The 17,349-nt window shown below is 57.6% G+C and carries 13 protein-coding genes; 10 read left to right on the top strand and 3 right to left on the bottom strand.

Annotated elements, in window-relative coordinates:
- Positions 1-215 precede the first annotated feature (215 nt).
- The 4 genes from AC5I5B_RS20930 (at position 216) to AC5I5B_RS20915 (ending at position 6,388) form a co-directional block, all read left to right on the top strand.
- On the top strand, positions 216-2,933 hold the full coding sequence (locus tag AC5I5B_RS20930) for an ABC transporter ATP-binding protein (RefSeq protein WP_060727382.1): 2,718 nt from the start codon (positions 216-218) through the stop codon (positions 2,931-2,933).
- Positions 2,934-2,976: 43 nt separating this feature from the next.
- A complete protein-coding gene (locus AC5I5B_RS20925) occupies positions 2,977-3,432 on the top strand; it encodes a cyclic nucleotide-binding domain-containing protein (RefSeq protein WP_111834671.1) in 456 nt (151 codons plus the stop codon).
- A gap of 190 nt (positions 3,433-3,622) precedes the next feature.
- A complete protein-coding gene (locus tag AC5I5B_RS20920; RefSeq protein ID WP_111834670.1) occupies positions 3,623-4,483 on the top strand; it encodes an MBL fold metallo-hydrolase in 861 nt (286 codons plus the stop codon).
- 210 nt (positions 4,484-4,693) lie between these two features.
- Positions 4,694-6,388 carry an adenylate/guanylate cyclase domain-containing protein gene (locus AC5I5B_RS20915; protein WP_087745058.1) on the top strand — a complete coding sequence of 565 codons (1,695 nt, stop codon included), beginning with the start codon at positions 4,694-4,696 and terminating at the stop codon, positions 6,386-6,388.
- 34 nt (positions 6,389-6,422) lie between these two features.
- Here the strand turns inward: AC5I5B_RS20915 and AC5I5B_RS20910 are convergent, their stop codons facing one another.
- Both AC5I5B_RS20910 and AC5I5B_RS20905 read right to left on the bottom strand, forming a co-directional pair.
- On the bottom strand, positions 6,423-6,905 hold the full coding sequence (locus AC5I5B_RS20910) for a class I SAM-dependent methyltransferase (protein WP_003504873.1): 483 nt from the start codon (positions 6,903-6,905) through the stop codon (positions 6,423-6,425).
- A gap of 4 nt (positions 6,906-6,909) precedes the next feature.
- Positions 6,910-8,250 carry a nucleotide sugar dehydrogenase gene (locus AC5I5B_RS20905; RefSeq protein ID WP_162695553.1) on the bottom strand — a complete coding sequence of 447 codons (1,341 nt, stop codon included), beginning with the start codon at positions 8,248-8,250 and terminating at the stop codon, positions 6,910-6,912.
- 127 nt (positions 8,251-8,377) lie between these two features.
- Here AC5I5B_RS20905 and AC5I5B_RS20900 point away from each other — a divergent pair, with 127 nt between their 5' ends.
- Positions 8,378-9,475, top strand: coding sequence for a glycosyltransferase family 4 protein (locus AC5I5B_RS20900; RefSeq protein ID WP_174054411.1), 1,098 nt, complete (start codon positions 8,378-8,380; stop codon positions 9,473-9,475).
- The gene (locus tag AC5I5B_RS20895; RefSeq protein WP_003504880.1) at positions 9,472-10,215 is read left to right on the top strand and encodes a polysaccharide deacetylase family protein; all 744 of its coding nucleotides are present in this window, start codon (positions 9,472-9,474) and stop codon (positions 10,213-10,215) included. The genes AC5I5B_RS20900 and AC5I5B_RS20895 overlap by 4 nt, the downstream gene beginning before the upstream one ends.
- Here AC5I5B_RS20895 and AC5I5B_RS20890 read toward each other — a convergent pair.
- The gene (locus AC5I5B_RS20890) at positions 10,207-11,169 is read right to left on the bottom strand and encodes a glycosyltransferase family 32 protein (protein WP_162695552.1); all 963 of its coding nucleotides are present in this window, start codon (positions 11,167-11,169) and stop codon (positions 10,207-10,209) included. The two genes, AC5I5B_RS20895 and AC5I5B_RS20890, sit on opposite strands and share 9 nt — an antisense overlap.
- Positions 11,170-11,379: 210 nt before the next feature.
- Here AC5I5B_RS20890 and AC5I5B_RS20885 point away from each other — a divergent pair, with 210 nt between their 5' ends.
- The 4 genes from AC5I5B_RS20885 to AC5I5B_RS20870 are packed head-to-tail and all read left to right on the top strand — an operon-like array spanning position 11,380 to position 17,342.
- Positions 11,380-13,272: an ABC transporter ATP-binding protein gene (locus AC5I5B_RS20885; RefSeq protein WP_099085853.1), complete on the top strand. Its 1,893-nt coding sequence runs from the start codon at positions 11,380-11,382 to the stop codon at positions 13,270-13,272.
- Complete coding sequence (locus AC5I5B_RS20880) at positions 13,269-15,170, top strand: ABC transporter substrate-binding protein (protein WP_060725431.1); 1,902 nt, start codon at positions 13,269-13,271, stop codon at positions 15,168-15,170. Before AC5I5B_RS20885 ends, AC5I5B_RS20880 begins: the two co-directional genes overlap by 4 nt.
- A gap of 1 nt (position 15,171) precedes the next feature.
- Complete coding sequence (locus AC5I5B_RS20875; protein WP_003504887.1) at positions 15,172-16,170, top strand: ABC transporter permease; 999 nt, start codon at positions 15,172-15,174, stop codon at positions 16,168-16,170.
- Positions 16,167-17,342: an ABC transporter permease gene (locus tag AC5I5B_RS20870; RefSeq protein WP_111793058.1), complete on the top strand. Its 1,176-nt coding sequence runs from the start codon at positions 16,167-16,169 to the stop codon at positions 17,340-17,342. Before AC5I5B_RS20875 ends, AC5I5B_RS20870 begins: the two co-directional genes overlap by 4 nt.
- Positions 17,343-17,349 lie beyond the last annotated feature (7 nt).

Below are 17,349 nucleotides of genomic sequence, written 5' to 3'. Positions count from 1 at the left end.
TCCCTTGTCGCCCACACGTTGCAAAAACAAAAGCGGGGGTGACGGAGAAGTCTCGGCAGGACCGCTATTTTGCTCGAAACCGCTTGAATATACTGATAAATAGCGAGTCCCACACCTATTTGCAGGAGGAGGTTGCGCCACCCGGCCACCGGATCGTCTAGACACCGCGCAAACCAACACGCCGGGCCTCGCCCGCCAGGTCATAGAAGTTTTATATGGAACAAAGCCTTACGCGTTATATCTGGTCGCACACGAGGCGGCAGCAGCTTTTCATTCTGCTGATCGTGGCCCTCTCGATGATCCCCTATTTCCTCGCCTTCGATCTGCCCAAGCAGATCGTCAACGGCCCAATTCAGGGGGATGGTTTCGAAGGGGCGAATGCGACGCAGCTTTTCATGCATCTCACGGTCGATATTCCCTATTGGGGCACCGTGACATTATTCCCCGGGCTTGAGCTCAACCGCATGTCGATGCTGATGGCGCTCAGCCTGACCTTCCTTGCGCTTGTCGTCATCAACGGTCTTTTCAAATATTATATCAATACCTTCAAGGGTCGCCTCGGCGAACGACTTCTGCGGCGTATCCGCTTCGAGCTCATAGACAAGATTCTGCGGTTCCCACCCTCCCATTTCAAACGGGTCAAGGGCGCTGAAATCTCCAGCATGGTGAAGGACGAGGTTGAGCCGCTCGGCGGCTTTACCGGCGACGCCTTCGTGCAGCCGGCCCTTCTCGGCGGCCAGGCGCTCTCCGCGCTCTTCTTCATTCTCGTGCAGAATTTCTGGCTGGGCCTGATCGCAGCTTTCATGGCGGCAATCCAGGTGGGCATCATTCCCAAAATGCGCCGCCGCCTCATAGAGCTCGGCCGCCAGCGGCAGCTGAGCGCCCGCCAGCTTGCCGGACGCATCGGCGAAATGGTCGACGGTATCGGCACCATCCACGCCTATGACACCTCCAACTACGAGCGCGCGGATGCCTCGCATCGCCTCGGCGACATCTTCAAGATCCGCTACGATCTCTACCAGTGGAAGTTTCTGGTCAAATTCATCAATAACTTCCTCGCGCAGCTGACACCCTTCTTCTTTTATGCGCTCGGCGGTTATCTCACACTGAAGGGCAGTCTCGATGTCGGGCAGCTGGTCGCCGTCATCAATGCCTATAAGGAACTGCCGGGACCGCTGAAAGAACTGATCGACTGGGATCAGGCACGCCAGGACGTGCAGGTGAAATACGAGCAGGTCTTCGAGCAGTTCGATGCACCAAACATGATCGAAGAGAAGGTGCAGAAACTGTCTCCCGGCACCGTCGCGGCAATCAGCGCCCCGATCGTCGTCGCCAATCTGACGCTCGAGGATGATAGCGGCAGCCGGCTTCTGGAGCAGGCATCGCTGAAGGTCGAGCCGGGTGAGGTGATCGCCATCGTCGGCGGCTCGGGCGCCGAGGCGCTGGCGGATGCGATCGGCCGCACGCTCTGGCCAACCTCGGGCAAGATCAGCATCAACGACGTCGACATATTGGAACTGCCGGAATCGCTCACCGGGCGGCGCATTTCTTATGTCTCCTCGGACAGTTACTTCTTCCATGCCAGCCTGAAGGACAATCTGCTTTACGGCCTCAAACACGCCCCCCTTGCGGACAGGGACTATGAGGGCGCGGCGCTGGAACACCGCAAGTGGGAAATCCGCGAAGCCAAGATGGCGGGAAATCCGCTGATCGATATCAACAGCGAATGGATCGATTACGCTTCGAGCCCGGCCGGCGACGGCAGGCCGGAAAATCTCATCCAGGCCATTCTGGCCGTCCTCGACAGCGTGGAACTCTCACAGGATATTCTGGAATTTGCGCTGCGTTCGTCGATCGATCCTTTGACCGACCTGCATCTTGCCGCCCGCATCGTGGAGTTGCGGCATGTCCTGCGGGCTGAACTGGAAAAGGAAAATCTGAGCGGCCTCATCGCCCCCTTTGAACTGGAAAGCTACAACAGCGAGGCGACGGTTGGTGAAAACCTGCTGTTCGGCACCATGCGGGATTCGTCCCAGACAATCAGAATCGTCATCGAAAGCGACTATTTCCGCTCCCTGATGCGCGAAACCGGTCTCGTCAAAACCCTGTTCGAAATGGGTTACACGATTGCCGAAAACATCGTGGAAATCTTCGCCGACCTGCCGGGAGATCACCCCTTCTTCCAGCAGCTTACCTTCATGACCCCCGATGACATTCCAGTCTATCAGCAGATGCTGCAGCGGCTTCAGGGAAAGAGTTTCGACGAGGCCAATGAAAACGAAAAGCGCGCAATGCTGCGGCTCAGCTTCTTCTACATCGAGCCTCGCCAGCGTTTCGGCCTGCTGTCGCCGGAGATCATGAACCGGATCGTCGAAGTCCGGCACATGTTCCATGAGAACCTGCCCGACAGCCTGAAAAACGTGATCGAAATCTACGATCCGACCAAATACATGAGCGCCACCAGCCTTCTGGACAACATCCTCTTCGGCAAGGTCGGCCATCGTTACACCGACGCCTCGCGGCGCATCACCCGCATCGTGGCAGATGTCATGCGCAAGCAGGGTGTCTATGAGCGCGTGCTGGCGGTGGGTCTGGACTTCAACCTCGGCGCCGGCGGCAAACGGCTTGGCCCGCTCCAGCGCCAGAAGCTCAATCTCGCGCGGGCGCTGATCCGCAAATCCGATTATTACGTCTTTAACCGCCCTCTTCCCGGCCTCGATCCCCGACAGCAGGAGGAAATTGTTGAACGGGTCATCACACTCCTGAAACAGAACAACAATAACCCGTCGATCATATGGGTTCTGTCGAATGCGACGCTCTCTCGCATGTTCAAGCGAGTGATCGTTGTTCATCAGGGCCTGATCACCGCCGACGGAAGTTACGAGACTCTCGCCGAGGAAAACGGTACATTCAAGGACATGGTCGCAACATAAGTCCAAGAAGGTGACCGAGGTGGAACAAGAACAGGGTAAGTCAATGCTGTTTAAAGACGAAATTCAAATGCTGAAAAGGGTCCCGTTTTTTTCTGAAATGGAACCGTCAAAGCTCAAACTACTCGCATTCGCGTCCGACCGAGTATCCTATCACGCTGGCGACGTACTGTTTCATCAGGGAGACGTCGGCGATGCGGCCTATGTTCTCTTGACCGGAAAAGTCGATGTTCTCGTCGATTCCCCTTCGGGCACGCTGAAAGTGGCCGAAATGACCGGTAATGCCATTGTCGGCGAAATCGCAATCCTTTGCGATAGCGTCAGAACAGCGACCATTCGCGCCTCCACCAATGTGGAAGCCCTGCGCATCGGCAAGGAACAGTTCTTCAAGCTCATGTCCGATTTCCCTGACATCACCATCAAGGTCATGCGTGTTCTCGCCGAACGCCTTACCCAGACGACGGCGGAACTGAGCAAAGCGCGAACGAGCGTCAGGACATAAACGGCAATTCCTTGCTACCGTGAATGGCGATATTGGAAAAATAAATGTCGTACTATTGCAATATAAATGAAATGCTGACTGAATAAGGGGTAAAGGCTTCCGCCAGAAACGAGCGGATATAAGAATCTATAGAGACAACGGGCTTCATGGGAGGAAAGCGTGCAAGATTCCGTTGTTATTGGGGTGTGTCATGGCGTTCGATTCCGACACAACAAGTCGGGAAAGTAATAGAAATTTTCGGGTAAAGATCTGGGGTGCGCGGGGAACGCTTCCTGTTTCAGGTGAAAACTTCCGAAAATACGGCGGGAATACCATCTGCATCGAGGTAAGATGCGGCGAGCACGTTCTTTTGTTCGATGCGGGTTCGGGCTTGCATCCCGCTGGCCTTGCTTTGCGGGCGGAAGGCATTACCGACGTCAACCTGTTCTTCTCGCATTGCCATTACGACCACATTGTCGGCTTCCCCTATTTCAAGCCCTTTTATAACAGCTCCAATGATGTCGCCATCTGGTCGGGCCACCTTGCCGGCACCATGACGACCCGGGAAATGCTCAGGGATTTCATGAGCCCGCCCTGGTTCCCCGTGCCGCTGGAGATCTGTTGTGCCAAGATCGCAACGCGGGACTTCCTGCCCGGCGATGCGCTTGATGTGCATCCCGGCCTTTCGATCAGAACCGGAATGCTCAACCATCCCGGCAACGCCATCGGATACCGGCTGGACTGGGAAGGAAAATCCCTTGCCATCATCACCGACACCGAACATGAGCCGGGCAGCATCGACGAAACCGTGCTCGACCTGATCAGGGATGTCGATCTTTTCCTCTATGACGCCATGTTCACCGATGAGGAAATGGGCCTTTATCGCGGTTATGGCCATTCGTCCTGGCAACAGGCGATCCGCCTCGCCAAACTCGCTGGTGCAAAAAATGTCGGTTTCATCCACCACGCCCCAAGCCGCAGCGACGAGGAACTGGACAGCATCGAAAAACAGGCAAAATCCCTGTTCAGCGGCGCATTCGCGGCCATGGACGGCCAGATCATCGAACTCTGATCGCAACTTGGCTCCGGCGAAGATTTGATCTTGCCGACCGTTTTTTCGAAGTCCTGATTCAACATCTTTTGCACGCAGGCATTCGAACACGCACAATTGACTGTTTGCGATCAATTGCTCCACGATATTGCCACGAGACACCCTGCACTAAGGGGTGCCACCACATACTACATGATGATTCTGCGTCGATGACCACATGATGGGATTTGCATGATCCGTTTCTTTTCGGAGACCAATTTGAGACGCGCCCGGATTTTATCCGGTCTCATCATATTTGCTTTCGTATTTTCCCATCTTTTCAATCACTCCCTCGCGCTCATCTCCATCGATACCGCCGAACGGGCGCGAAAATGGTTCAGCCTGATCTGGCTCAATCCCGTCAGCAGCCTGCTTTTTTATGGGTCGGTTGTCGTGCATGTCTGCCTTGTTCTGCGCTCGCTTTATCAGCGCAGAACGCTGCGCATGCCGCTTCGCGAAGCGCTTCAGGTCATTTTCGGCCTGTCGATCCCGTTTCTGATCATCGGCCATGCCGTGAATATCCGCGTATCGCACATGCTCTATGGCATCGACGTCGGTTATTATTCGGTTATCCGCCGCCTGTGGATCAATAATCCTGTCAGCGGCGCATGGCAGAGCCTTGCATTGATCGTGATCTGGATCCACGGATGCATCGGCCTTTATTTCTGGCTGCGTTATCGCGACTGGTATCCGAAAATCGCCGGGCTCTTCATGACGGTGGCAGTGATGCTGCCGCTTCTGGCCTTGCTGGGTTTCAGCGATGCGGGCCGCTGGCTGGAGGAAGTCGATCGGAAATACGCGCTTCCTCCCGGGCTCTCGGATTACGCCATCCAGAGAGACGAGCTCCCGCTGCAAAGGGAGATGGAAACGCGAATCCGGTTCATTACCAGCACGACCGAAGCGCTTTTTGCCGGCGCGGTCATGCTGGTCTTCGTATTGCGCGGCGTGCGCAGCTTCCGGCAACGGTTGACCGCCATCGAAATCCACTATGAACAGGGCGCACAAGCACGCATCCCGGCCGGCTTCAGCATTCTCGAAGCCAGCAGGCTCGCGGGCATCCCGCACTACTCCGTCTGTGGCGGCAAGGGACGCTGCTCAACCTGTCGCGTCAAGGTTCTGAACAGCAAGGGCCCGCTTCCGCCACCCGGGGAGATAGAGCAGACCACCTTGAGGCGCATCCATGCCGATTCGGATGTGCGGCTCGGTTGTCAGCTGCGCCCTACGAGCGATCTCAACATCGCGCTTCTCGTTTCACCGCCCCAGCAGAGCGATCTGCCCGCGGATGCACAGCCGGCCCGACCCGGCCGTGAAGAAGAAATCGCCATCCTCTTCTGCGATCTGCGTAACTTCACCACGCTGTCCGAAGCGAAGCTGCCCTATGATGTCGTCTTCCTTCTCAACCGCTATTTCACCATCGTCGGCCAAGCCGTCGAACACGCCGGAGGTCATCTCGACAAATTCATTGGCGATGGCGCCATGGCCCTTTTTGGACTTGGCGAGGATGCGGACCGTGCCTGTCGCAACGCCATGAAGGCAGCCGCAACCATATTGCGGGATATCGCCATCCTGAACGAGGGGTTGGAGAAACAATTCGCCGTCCGCCTGGAAGTGGTGGTCGGCATTCACTCCGGCCCGAGCATCGTCGGCGTGATGGGATATGGCGCGGCAAAAACCCTGACGGCCATAGGCGATACCGTCAACGTGGCAAGCAGGCTCGAATCCAAGGCCAAGGAGTTCGGCGCCGCCATCGTCGTTTCCGAACCAGCCATCATTCAGGCGGGACAGGAGATTGCCGACCTCAGAAGCGAAGAAATCGCCATTCGCGGCCGCAACTCGCAAATGAAGGTCTTCCTGCTCTCGAAGGAAGAGAGCGAGCGCTATTTATGAAGTAGCCCCGACAAACCTGTCGGGGCGTCCGATCTCAAATCTTGCGATAGAGAAAATAACGGTCCGTCGGCACACTTGCCGGCACCGGCAGCGGCTTCAGCATGGGATGATCCAGAGGCAGCCCGCTGACCGCGAGGCCGCCTTTTGCCAGCATGCCCGCAGCAAGATCGGGCAACCATGTAAGGGTAACCGCATCCTTTTCCGGATAGCCCGTGCCGATATCGGCATGCACGAAAGCCGCTTCCGTGCCGATGAAAGCCGGAGCGGTTTGCGATATTTCGCCGATCACCAGATCCTCCTGCGCCGGAACCGAGGAGGCATGTGCACCCATGGCCCTGTCGAAAGCGATGATGCGGCGGTTGGGGAACAGCTCTCGCAGGTGATTGAAGGTGCGCCCGTTTCCAAGGCCGATTTCCATAAGCGCCCCTTCACCCGGCAGATCGAGATTGGCCGCGACATGGTTGAGGATATCCCGCTGCGCGGTCAACCGGCGAATGAAACTATCGAGTCTGCTCATTTTATCAGGCCTTGATGATGTGTTTTGCGGCTATATCCCGACGCGCGAAAACATTGCGTGTGTCGATGATAAGCGGCGCCCATTCGCTTAGAGCGGCATAATCCACATTGTCATGGTCAGTCGCAACGAGAACGGCGTCGAAGGCGCCGATCGCCTGCCTGTCCCACGGCACGGATTTCATGCCCATGAGGTGGCTATATTCCCGTGTTTTCGGGATTTCAGCCACGTAGGGATCGAAATAGGCCACTTCGCCGCCGCGCTCCTGAATAAGCTCGATGAGCTTCAGTGAGGGACTTTCGCGAATGTCAGGCACGTTCTTTTTGTAGGCGAGACCGACAACCAGCACCTTTGAGCGGCTGAGCGCCTTGCCGGAATGAATATCGAGCGCCTCCGCAACCCGTCCGATGACGTGACGCGGCATACCGGTATTGATCTCCCCGGCAAGTTCGATGAACCGCGTTGGCAATTCATATTCCCGCGATTTCCAGGTGAGATAGAACGGGTCGATCGGTATGCAGTGGCCGCCAAGACCCGGACCGGGATAAAAGGGCATGAAACCAAACGGCTTGGTTTTCGCCGCATCGATCACTTCCCATATGTCGATACCCATGGCCTCGTAGACGACCTTGAGTTCATTGACGAGGGCGATATTGACGGCACGGAAGACGTTTTCGGTGATTTTTACCGCTTCCGCCGTGGCATTGGTCGAAACCGGAACGATTTTTTTGACCACCGAACCGTAAAAAGCCTCCATCAGCTTTCCAGCGGCCTCACCATCGCCAGCGACAACCTTCGGAATGGTCGAGGTCTCGAAATCACGATTGCCGGGATCTTCCCGCTCGGGCGAAAAGCCAAGGAAGAAATCGACGCCGGAGACAAACCCGGTGCTTTCCAGAATGGTCTTCACCACCCCGTCGGTGGTGCCGGGATAGGTGGTCGATTCCAGAACCACGAGCTGCCCCTTGCGCAGATGCGCGGCAATATCCCGGCAGGTCTTTTCGACATAGGAAAGATCCGGCTCGCGATATTTGGTCAGGGGCGTGGGCACGCAGATGGCGATGACATCGCATTCGGCCAGCCTGGAGAAATCCGAGGTGGCGACAAAGCCGTCATCCTGCCTCACACTTGCCAGCACCTCGTCTGAAACGGCCTCGATATAGCTGCGTCCGGCCTCGATCGCGGTAATTTTACCGGGATCGATATCGAAACCGACAACCTTGAAACCGCCCTTGGCGATCGTCATGGCAAGCGGCAGACCGACATAGCCGAGGCCGATCACCCCCGCTTTGGCGCTTCTGTTTTCAATGCTGGAAAGCAGGTTCTGGGAAATGTCTGGGGAAGTCAAAGCGTGTCACGCTCCGCGCATGTGCAAAAGATGCCTTTCAGTTGGGCAAGAATGACTGACCTGTCAAGGCTCGGGCCTTTCAAATTCCGGTTGACGCCCAAGCCACCGGCAACGCACAACCATCGCCATGAAGATCGCCTTTTATGCGCCGCTCAAATCACCCAACCATCCCGTTCCCTCCGGCGACCGGCTGATGGCCCGCCTGCTGATGCAGGCGATGACGATGGGCGGCCACGAGGTTTCAGTCGCCTCCGAACTGCGCGGCTTCCTGAAACAGCCGGATGATCCCGCGCGGACTTCGCTTGCCGAAACGGCTGAGCGCGAAATCGAGACCATCACGCAGCGCTGGCAGCTGGAGGGCGCACCGGACCTCTGGTTTTGTTATCACCCCTATTACAAGGCCCTCGATTTGCTTGGGCCGGAACTGGCCAGACGTTTCGATATTCCCTACGTCACCGCCGAGGCATCCTATTCGCCCAAGCGCAACGGGATGGGCTGGCAGGTGGTTCAAGACCGGTTGCTGGCCGCATTGAATGTCGCATCGATCAATATCTGCCTCACTGCGCGGGATCGCGAGGGGCTTGTGCGGGCCTCGCCCGCCCTTCGATGGGCCATGTTACCGCCCTTTATCGATGCCGAGGCCTTTCTCAAAAACACACCCAATCCGACCCCGGCAAAGTTGATTGCCGTCGCCATGATGCGGGCGGGTGACAAGCTCGACAGCTATCGCGCCCTTGCCGAAGCGCTCGCCCTTTTGCCGCAGGATATCAACTGGACGCTGGATATCGTCGGCGATGGGCCGGAACGCGCGGCCGTACAAGCCATGTTCAGCGCTTTTCCGGATCAGCGCCTTGTCTGGCACGGGGAAAAAACCGCGTCCGAGATCGCCATGCTTCTTTCGAAAGCGTCACTCTATGTCTGGCCGGGCCATGGCGAGGCCTATGGTCTCGCCTATCTCGAAGCGCAGGCCGCCGGCCTGCCCATCGTGGCCGAAAAGGTGGCGGGTGTTCCCGAAGTGGTAAAATCCGGCACCACAGGATTACTGACACCGGAGAATGATACAGCCGCCTATGCCGACGCGATTAAAACCCTGATCGGTGATGACAACAGGCGTGAAGAACTGGCAAGGGCGGCCCGGCAATTCGTCAGGAACGAACGGTCTTTGGAAAACGCCGCAAAAGAGCTGAACCATATCCTGCTGCAAGCAAAGGCGCGAAGATCATGAGTCTGGAAACACTCGTTGCGGCACTGGACGAATGTGAGCGGCGCGGCATAAAGGCCGATCTCTGGCTCAGGGACGACGATGCGGTGGAGCCGACACCGGCCCTCGACACGCTACTCGATCTTTGCGCCGGCTTTTCCGCTCCGGTCACGCTCGCGGTCATTCCCGAGATGACGACAGATAGGCTCGCACAGCATCTGGATACGTCTGATATCGCCCAGGTCGCCGTCCATGGCTGGTCCCATGCGAATTATGCCGGGGAGAAAGAAAAGAAGCAGGAGCTCGGATCACATCGCGATCCGGCCATCGTTCTCGATGAGTTGCAATCCGGGCTGGATAAACTCCACGACCTGCATGGTGGGCGCTTGGTACCTATGCTCGTGCCGCCATGGAACCGCATAGATGCCGGTATCGTGAAGGAGTTGGCCGGCCTCGGATATCGCGCCTTGTCCGTTTTCGGCCCGGAGAAAAGCACCCTGCCGCCCTGCCTGAACACCCATGTCGACGTGATCGACTGGCACGGCAGCCGCGGTGGCCGTGACGACGATGTTCTTTTCGCCGAGACCGCCGCCCGCATCCTGTACACCGCCGAGAACGGCGGCGCGACCGGCATCCTCACCCATCATCTCGTGCATGATGACAATGTATGGCGCTTCCTGAGACGGCTTTTCGAAGTGACCGCCGAACATCCCGCCGCCCGCTGGCGTTCTTCCAAGGACCTTGTCGACGAAATCTCACCATGATTTCCAGGCGATCAGCAACCCGCCCGCCTCAGTGGAAAGTTTCCGCCTGACCGCTTCCACCTCATCGAAAGCTGCGCGGTTGGGAAGAGACGCGGCGACGAACGACGCCGGCGCGAGGCTGATGCTTCCGGCCCGGGCGATAACGGTGAATATCAAAGGACCGGTCGACCACCAGGCAGGCGCGCGCGGCATGTCTTCGATGATCCCGGGAAAGGCCTCCAGCATCTTGCCAAAGACCGGATGTCCGGCAGGCGCAGCGATGAAGGAATTGGCAAGTAGCATGCTGCCCTGCCCCGTGTCACGCGGCGTTTTTTCGTCAAACACTGTCAGCCCCGCCAAGGGCAGGAATGTATCGAAGCTCACATCGTCCCGCGCCGGATACCAGTCACAATCGAGATAGATGCCGCCAAATCGCTCCAGCAGGATATAACGGGCCACATCCACCGCGCCCGGATAATCGCCTTTGTCCAGCATGGTTTTGAAGATGCCGTTCGAAAACACGCCTTCCCGCTCAAGATCAGCCTCCCGCCAGAGGCGATAGTCGTAACGATGGTTCGAAGCGTGGGCGGCCCATGCCTCAACCGATACCGGCGGGGCTTTTTCCCCGATCCATATCTGGTGGATAAGCCTTGGCACGTCTTCACGGCTTTTGAGACTGATGATGCGACGTTCTTCCGTGGAAAACCGCGCATATTTCTGCAGCACCTGTGGCGGCGGAACCAGCGTATATTGATAGCCGATCCTGGCGACCATATCGCCCTCGGCCTTGGCGAGACGCAGCCGCGCGGCATGCAGTCTGCGCGGCAGACCGAGCACCGTCCGTTCGCCCATCAGATGTCCGTCTTTTGCTGCAACCAGCGATAAGAGAAGCGCGTCGGCTTCCACATATCGGCCGTCATTTTGCAACTGCCGGGCTTTATCGAGCTCAGCGTCATAATATTTCTTGTCGGACATGGATCCTCATTCAAAAGCACCCGTTAACATATCACGAAACAGGAGCTGTCAGGCAAGCCGCCCTATTTCGGAAGCCGGCTTTGAATTTGCTAAACAATTCGATGTTTCAGAGGCATAGACAGACAACAAACCCTGCGATAACGTGGATTTAAGCCCTCCTGAGCAATTGTCACAACGTAACAATAAAGAGACGGCAAGGAACCCTTTGGCATGAGCGCAGGCGCAGATTTGCTCCGTATTGAAAATCTGCGGGTTTCGTTTTCTCTGATGGGCGGCACCATCGATGCCGTCAGGGGTACCAGCCTTCGCATTCTTCCGGGAAAAGTCACTGCTCTCGTTGGCGAGTCCGGCTCGGGAAAGTCCGTCATCGGCCAGACCATCATGGGCATTCATCCCAAGACGGCGCGCGTGAACGGCCGGGTGCTGTTCACCGATCCGGAAAATGCTGCAGCCGGCCCTATCGATCTGCTGCAATTGCCGAAGGACGGGCGGGAAATCCGTTCAATACGCGGAAACCGCATCGGCCTGATTTTTCAGGAGCCTATGACGTCCTTCTCGCCGCTGCATACGATCGGCAACCAGATCGATGAGGCGCTCAGAATCCACAGCATCCTGTCGCCGGCCGAACGTGCGGAAAAAATGTATGAAACGCTCGATCTCGTTGGGTTTTCCAAACCCAAGAAGGTCGTGAACATGTATCCCTTCGAATTGTCGGGCGGCATGCGCCAGCGTGCCATGATCGCCATGGCGCTGATCTGTCGCCCCGCGCTCCTGATCGCCGACGAGCCGACGACGGCGCTTGATGTGACGATACAGGCGCAGATCCTGAAGCTCCTGCGCGATCTCCAGAGCCGGCTGAACATGAGCATGCTGCTCATCACCCACGATCTCGGTGTAGTGGCCAATATCGCCGACGAGGTCGCCGTGATCTATCAGGGCGAGATCATGGAGGCGGGCACGGTCGATGACATTTTCAAGTCGCCAAGCCATCCCTATCTCAAGGGCCTGATGGCCGCCGTGCCGCATTTCGACATGAAGCCCGGCGAAAGGCTGAAGGCGCTGCGTGAAATCAACATTGACCACGAAAGCCTTGTCGGCAAAAAGACCGCCGCGGTCAATAAAACTCCCGGCCCGCTTCTGACCGTGGACAATATCAGCAAGACCTTCACAACCCGCAAATCCAGCTGGTTCCGCAAGGGTGACGCCAACGCCACAAAAGCGGTCAACAGCGTCAGTTTTGAAATCCGCCGCGGAGAATGCCTCGGCCTGGTCGGCGAAAGCGGCAGCGGCAAAACCACCGTCAGCAAAATCCTCATGCGCGCCGTGCGCCCGGATGAAGGCTCGGTGACCTTTCATCGCCCGCAGGGCGATATCGATGTCCTCAATGCGAAGGACGGCGACCTCAAGGAGCTGCGGTCGAAGATACAGATGGTCTTCCAGGACCCGATATCGTCGCTGTCTCCACGTATGACGGTGGGCAATATTCTGAGCGAGCCGCTCGAAATCCACGGACGGGGCGATGCGAAGTACCGCGCGGAGAAAGTCCGCAATCTCGTCAGGGCTATCGGGCTTGGAGAAAGCGCGCTTAATCGTTATCCGCACAGTTTTTCGGGCGGCCAAAGGCAGCGTATCGGTATCGCCAGAGCCCTGGCGCTCGGACCCGAACTGCTGATCTGCGATGAACCCGTTTCCGCCCTCGATGTCTCCGTGCAGGCGCAAATCCTCAATCTGCTCAAGGATTTGCAAAAAGACCTCGGGCTTACCTATCTCTTCATCTCGCACAATCTGGCGGTGGTGGATTACATGGCCGACCGCGTGGCCGTGATGTGCGAGGGCCGCATCGTCGAGCTGGCGCCGCGGGAAATCATGATGCGCTCTCCGGTTCACCCCTATACCAAATCGCTGCTGGCAGCCGTGCCTTTCCCCGATCTCGACCGTCCGCTTGATTTCCGCACCATCGGCAAGATCAGCGCGACGGGCAAATTCGACTGGGGCAAGCAGTTCCGCGATGAGGGTGATGGCGACATGATCTCCGCCGATCTGGGCGACGGCCATTTCGTTCTCGCAAACGGCAATGCCGACATCCGGGAGCTTCGCCCTTGATCACGCGCCGCACCACCCTTGCCCTGTTGGCCTCCGTTTTCCTGCCGGCCTATGCGCGAGCCGCCTATACCGACCCCGCCTATTTCAAGGAAAAACGGGAAAAGGGCGAATTGCCCGACGTAGCCGAACGGCTGCCGAAAAACCCGCGTGTCATCGACATGAAAGCGCTTGGCCGTGAGCCAGGAAAACATGGCGGCTCGGTGCGCATGCTCATTGGCGGCCAGCGTGATATCAGGCTGATGCCGATCAGCAGCTATGCCCGCCTCGTCGGTTATGACGAAAAATTCGAGCTTCATCCGGATATTCTGGAAAGCTACGACGTTCAGGACGAACGCATCTTCACCTTCAAGCTGCGCGAGGGCCACAAATGGTCCGATGGCAGCGACTTCACCTCTGAGGATTTCCGCTATTTCTGGGAGGATGTCGCCCTCAACAAGGAAATCCACAAGGGCGGTCCTCCGATCGAACTTCTGGTCAACAACAAACCACCCCTGATCGAGGTCATTGACCTGCTGACGGTACGTTACAGCTGGGACGGCCCCAACCCGGATTTTCTGGCGAAGCTCGCAGCCGCCTCACCGGCGCGGCTGTTCCTTCCCGCCGCCTACATGAAGCAGTTCCACGTCAAATATCAGACTGCGGAAAATCTCGCCAAACTCATCAAGAAAAACAAGGCGGATGACTGGAGCGGGCTGCATATCAAGATGTCGCGGCAGGTGCGCCCGGAAAATCCTGCTTTGCCGACACTGGATGCCTGGCGCAACACAACCGCGCCGCCAGCCGAACAGTTCGTGTTCGAACGCAACCCCTATTATCATCGCGTCGATGAAAACGGCCTGCAACTGCCCTATCTCGACCGGTTCCTGCTGAACGTCACCTCGTCCGATATCATCTCGGCCAAGACGGCCTCCGGCGACAGCGATCTGCAATATTTTGGCCTCGATTTCGCCGACTACACCTTTTTGAAGGATGCGGAAAAGCGTTTTCCTCTGAAGGTGAACCTCTACAAGCGCTCCCAGGGTTCACGCATCGCGCTTCTGCCCAACCTGAATTGCGCCGATCCGGTCTGGCGCAGCGCTTTTCAGGACGTACGCGTGCGCCGTGCTTTGTCCCTTGCGATCAACCGGCACGAAATCAACATGGTCTGTTTTTACGGGCTGGCGAAGGAGAGCGCCGATACCGTTCTGCCGGAAAGCCCGCTTTACCGGCAGGAATTTGCGGACGCCTGGAGCGCCTTCGACCGCGCAACCGCCAACAGGCTGCTCGATGAAGCCGGTCTCGACAGGCGCGACAGCGCTGGCCTCCGGCTCCTGCCGGATGGGCGTCCGGCCTATATCATCGTCGAGACGACAGGCGAAAGCACGCTCGAAACCGACGTGATGGAGCTAGTGACGGATCACTGGCGGCATATCGGCATTGCTGTTTCCGTGCGCCCCACCCAGCGCGATGTCTTCCGCAAACGCGCCATGGGCGGCGAGGTGCTGATGTCGGTATGGATGGGCATGGACAATGGTGTGCCGACGCCGGACATGCTGCCATCCGGCCTTGCGCCCACCGGTGACGACCAGCTGCAATGGCCAGTCTGGGGCATCCATTATCTTTCCGGCGGCCGCGAGGGCAAGGAACCTGACCTGCCGGAAGCGGCGCACCTGCTCGATCTCCTGAAAAAATGGCGCAGAAGCGTCACCGAGGAAGAACGTCAGGCCATCTGGCTGGAGATGCTCGGGATTTATACGCAGCAGGTGTTTTCCATCGGTATCGTCAACGGCGCGCTGCAACCTGTCGTCCATGTCAAACGCATGCGAAACGTGCCGGACAAAGCGCTCTTCGGTTACGAACCCACATCTTATCTCGGCGTCTACATGCCGGATGCCTTCTGGTATGACGGAGACGCCTGATATGCTGCGGTATATTTTAAAGCGCATCCTCGTCATGATCCCCACGCTGATCCTGATCTCGATGCTGGTCTTCACCATCATCGAACTACCGCCGGGCGATTATTTCGAAAGCTACGTCGCAGAGCTGCGTGCCATGGGCGAAACGGCGAACCTTGCCGAAATCGAGGAGTTGCGCGTCCGCTATGGCTTCGATCAACCGGCACCGATCCGCTATTTCCGCTGGGCGACCGGCATGCTCGTCGGTGATTTCGGTTATTCCTTCGAATATCAGCTGCCGGTCAGCGATGTGGTTGGAGACCGCCTGTGGCTGACGGTTCTGGTGTCCTTCGTCACCATCATCGTCACCTGGATCCTCGCTTTTCCAATCGGCATCTATTCCGCCACGCACAAATACAGCTGGGGTGACTACGGGCTCACCTTCCTCGGCCTGCTCGGCATCGCCATTCCCAATTTCATGCTGGCGTTGATCCTGATGTATTTCGCCAATATCTGGTTCGGCATCTCCATCGGCCACCTGATGGACCGGGAATATCTGAGCCAGGCGATGAGCTGGGCGAAGCTCAAATCGATCCTCGAACATATCTGGATTCCCGTCCTCATCATCGGAACGGCGGGTACGGCCGGCATGATACGCCGCCTGCGCGCCAATCTGCTCGACGAATTGCAGAAGCAGTATGTGGTGACGGCCCGGGCCAAGGGGCTTCATCCCTTCAAGGTGCTGACCAAATATCCGCTGCGCATGGCGCTGAATTTCTTCATCTCGGATATCGGCTCGATCCTGCCTGCGATCATATCAGGCGCGGAAATCACCGCCGTCGTCCTGTCGCTCGAAACCACCGGCCCCATGCTCATCAGGGCGCTGCAGAGCCAGGACATGTATCTGGCCGGTTCGTTCCTGATGTTCCTTGCTTTCCTGACGGTGATCGGCGTTCTGGTGTCGGATATCGCCCTTGCCATACTCGACCCGCGAATCCGCTTCGGAGGTGGTAACGTCAAATGACTTCATCCATTCCGAACCCCGGCGAAGCGCTGCCCCACTATGTCTCGACCGCGCCCTTCGACCCGTCGCTGATCGAACCCAACACATCAGGAATGGCGGCCTTCAGCAAGGCCTCGCAGCTGCGTCTCATGTGGTGGCAGTTCCGTCAGCACAAGATCGCGGTCTGGTCCGGCGCTTTTCTGGTGGTGCTTTACCTTTCGATCCTGATCAGCGAATTCCTCGCGCCCTATAACCTCCATACCCGCAATATCGAGCACATCTACGCGCCACCGCAGGCCATTCACCTGTTCAATGACGGAAAATTTGTCGGCCCCTTCGTTTACGGCCGGGAAATGACGCTCGACATGGACAATCTGAGACGGGTCTATCGGGACGTGCCGACGGATATCCAGCCGCTGCGTTTCTTCTGCAAGGGCGATACCTATCACTTCTGGGGCCTGTTCGAGGGCAGAACCCATCTCGTTTGCCCGGCCGAAGGCGGTGAAATGTTCCTGCTCGGCACGGATCGTCTCGGCCGTGACGTACTCTCCCGTATCATCTATGGCGCCCGTATTTCGCTGACCATCGGCCTTCTCGGCGTCGCCATGAGCTTCGTTCTCGGCATTGTGATCGGTGGTCTCGCGGGTTATCGCGGCGGCACCTTTGATCTGATTGTCCAGCGTGTGATTGAAGTCCTGCAATCCATCCCGAGCATTCCGCTGTGGCTGGCGCTTGCGGCCATCATGCCGGTGACGTGGAGCCCCATCCTCGTCTATCTCGGCATCACCATCATTCTCGGCATGCTGGACTGGACGGGGCTGGCGCGCGCCGTGCGCTCAAAACTGCTGGCGCTTCGCGAAGAAGACTATGTTTTGTCTGCACAATTGATGGGCGCGGGCACGCCGCGCATCATCGGCAGACACCTTATTCCCGGCTTTATGTCACACCTGATCGCCTCTGCCACATTGACAATTCCAGGCATGATCCTGGGCGAGACCGCACTGAGCTTTCTCGGGCTTGGTCTCAGACCACCGATCACAAGTTGGGGAATTCTGCTCACAGAGGCGCGCAGCGTCAGCGTCATTGCGCTATATCCGTGGCTTCTAATACCGACGATCCCGGTCGTTCTCGTCATTCTGGCCTTTAATTTCTTCGGTGACGGACTACGTGATGCTGCGGACCCCTTCAAATAAAATGGAA

Source organism: Agrobacterium sp., assembly GCF_059499945.1.
This window is presented reverse-complemented; position numbering and strand designations above follow the sequence as displayed.

Excerpts from the sequence above, each read along its gene's own strand:
- AC5I5B_RS20930 (WP_060727382.1), top strand. The coding sequence starts at position 216 with ATGGAACAAAGCCTTACGCGTTATATCTGGTCGCACACGAGGCGGCAG.
- AC5I5B_RS20925 (WP_111834671.1), top strand. The coding sequence starts at position 2,977 with ATGCTGTTTAAAGACGAAATTCAAATGCTGAAAAGGGTCCCGTTTTTT.
- AC5I5B_RS20920 (WP_111834670.1), top strand. The coding sequence starts at position 3,623 with ATGGCGTTCGATTCCGACACAACAAGTCGGGAAAGTAATAGAAATTTT.
- AC5I5B_RS20915 (WP_087745058.1), top strand. The coding sequence starts at position 4,694 with ATGATCCGTTTCTTTTCGGAGACCAATTTGAGACGCGCCCGGATTTTA.
- AC5I5B_RS20910 (WP_003504873.1), bottom strand. The coding sequence starts at position 6,905 with ATGAGCAGACTCGATAGTTTCATTCGCCGGTTGACCGCGCAGCGGGAT.
- AC5I5B_RS20900 (WP_174054411.1), top strand. The coding sequence starts at position 8,378 with ATGAAGATCGCCTTTTATGCGCCGCTCAAATCACCCAACCATCCCGTT.
- AC5I5B_RS20895 (WP_003504880.1), top strand. The coding sequence starts at position 9,472 with ATGAGTCTGGAAACACTCGTTGCGGCACTGGACGAATGTGAGCGGCGC.
- AC5I5B_RS20890 (WP_162695552.1), bottom strand. The coding sequence starts at position 11,169 with ATGTCCGACAAGAAATATTATGACGCTGAGCTCGATAAAGCCCGGCAG.
- AC5I5B_RS20885 (WP_099085853.1), top strand. The coding sequence starts at position 11,380 with ATGAGCGCAGGCGCAGATTTGCTCCGTATTGAAAATCTGCGGGTTTCG.
- AC5I5B_RS20875 (WP_003504887.1), top strand. The coding sequence starts at position 15,172 with ATGCTGCGGTATATTTTAAAGCGCATCCTCGTCATGATCCCCACGCTG.
- AC5I5B_RS20870 (WP_111793058.1), top strand. The coding sequence starts at position 16,167 with ATGACTTCATCCATTCCGAACCCCGGCGAAGCGCTGCCCCACTATGTC.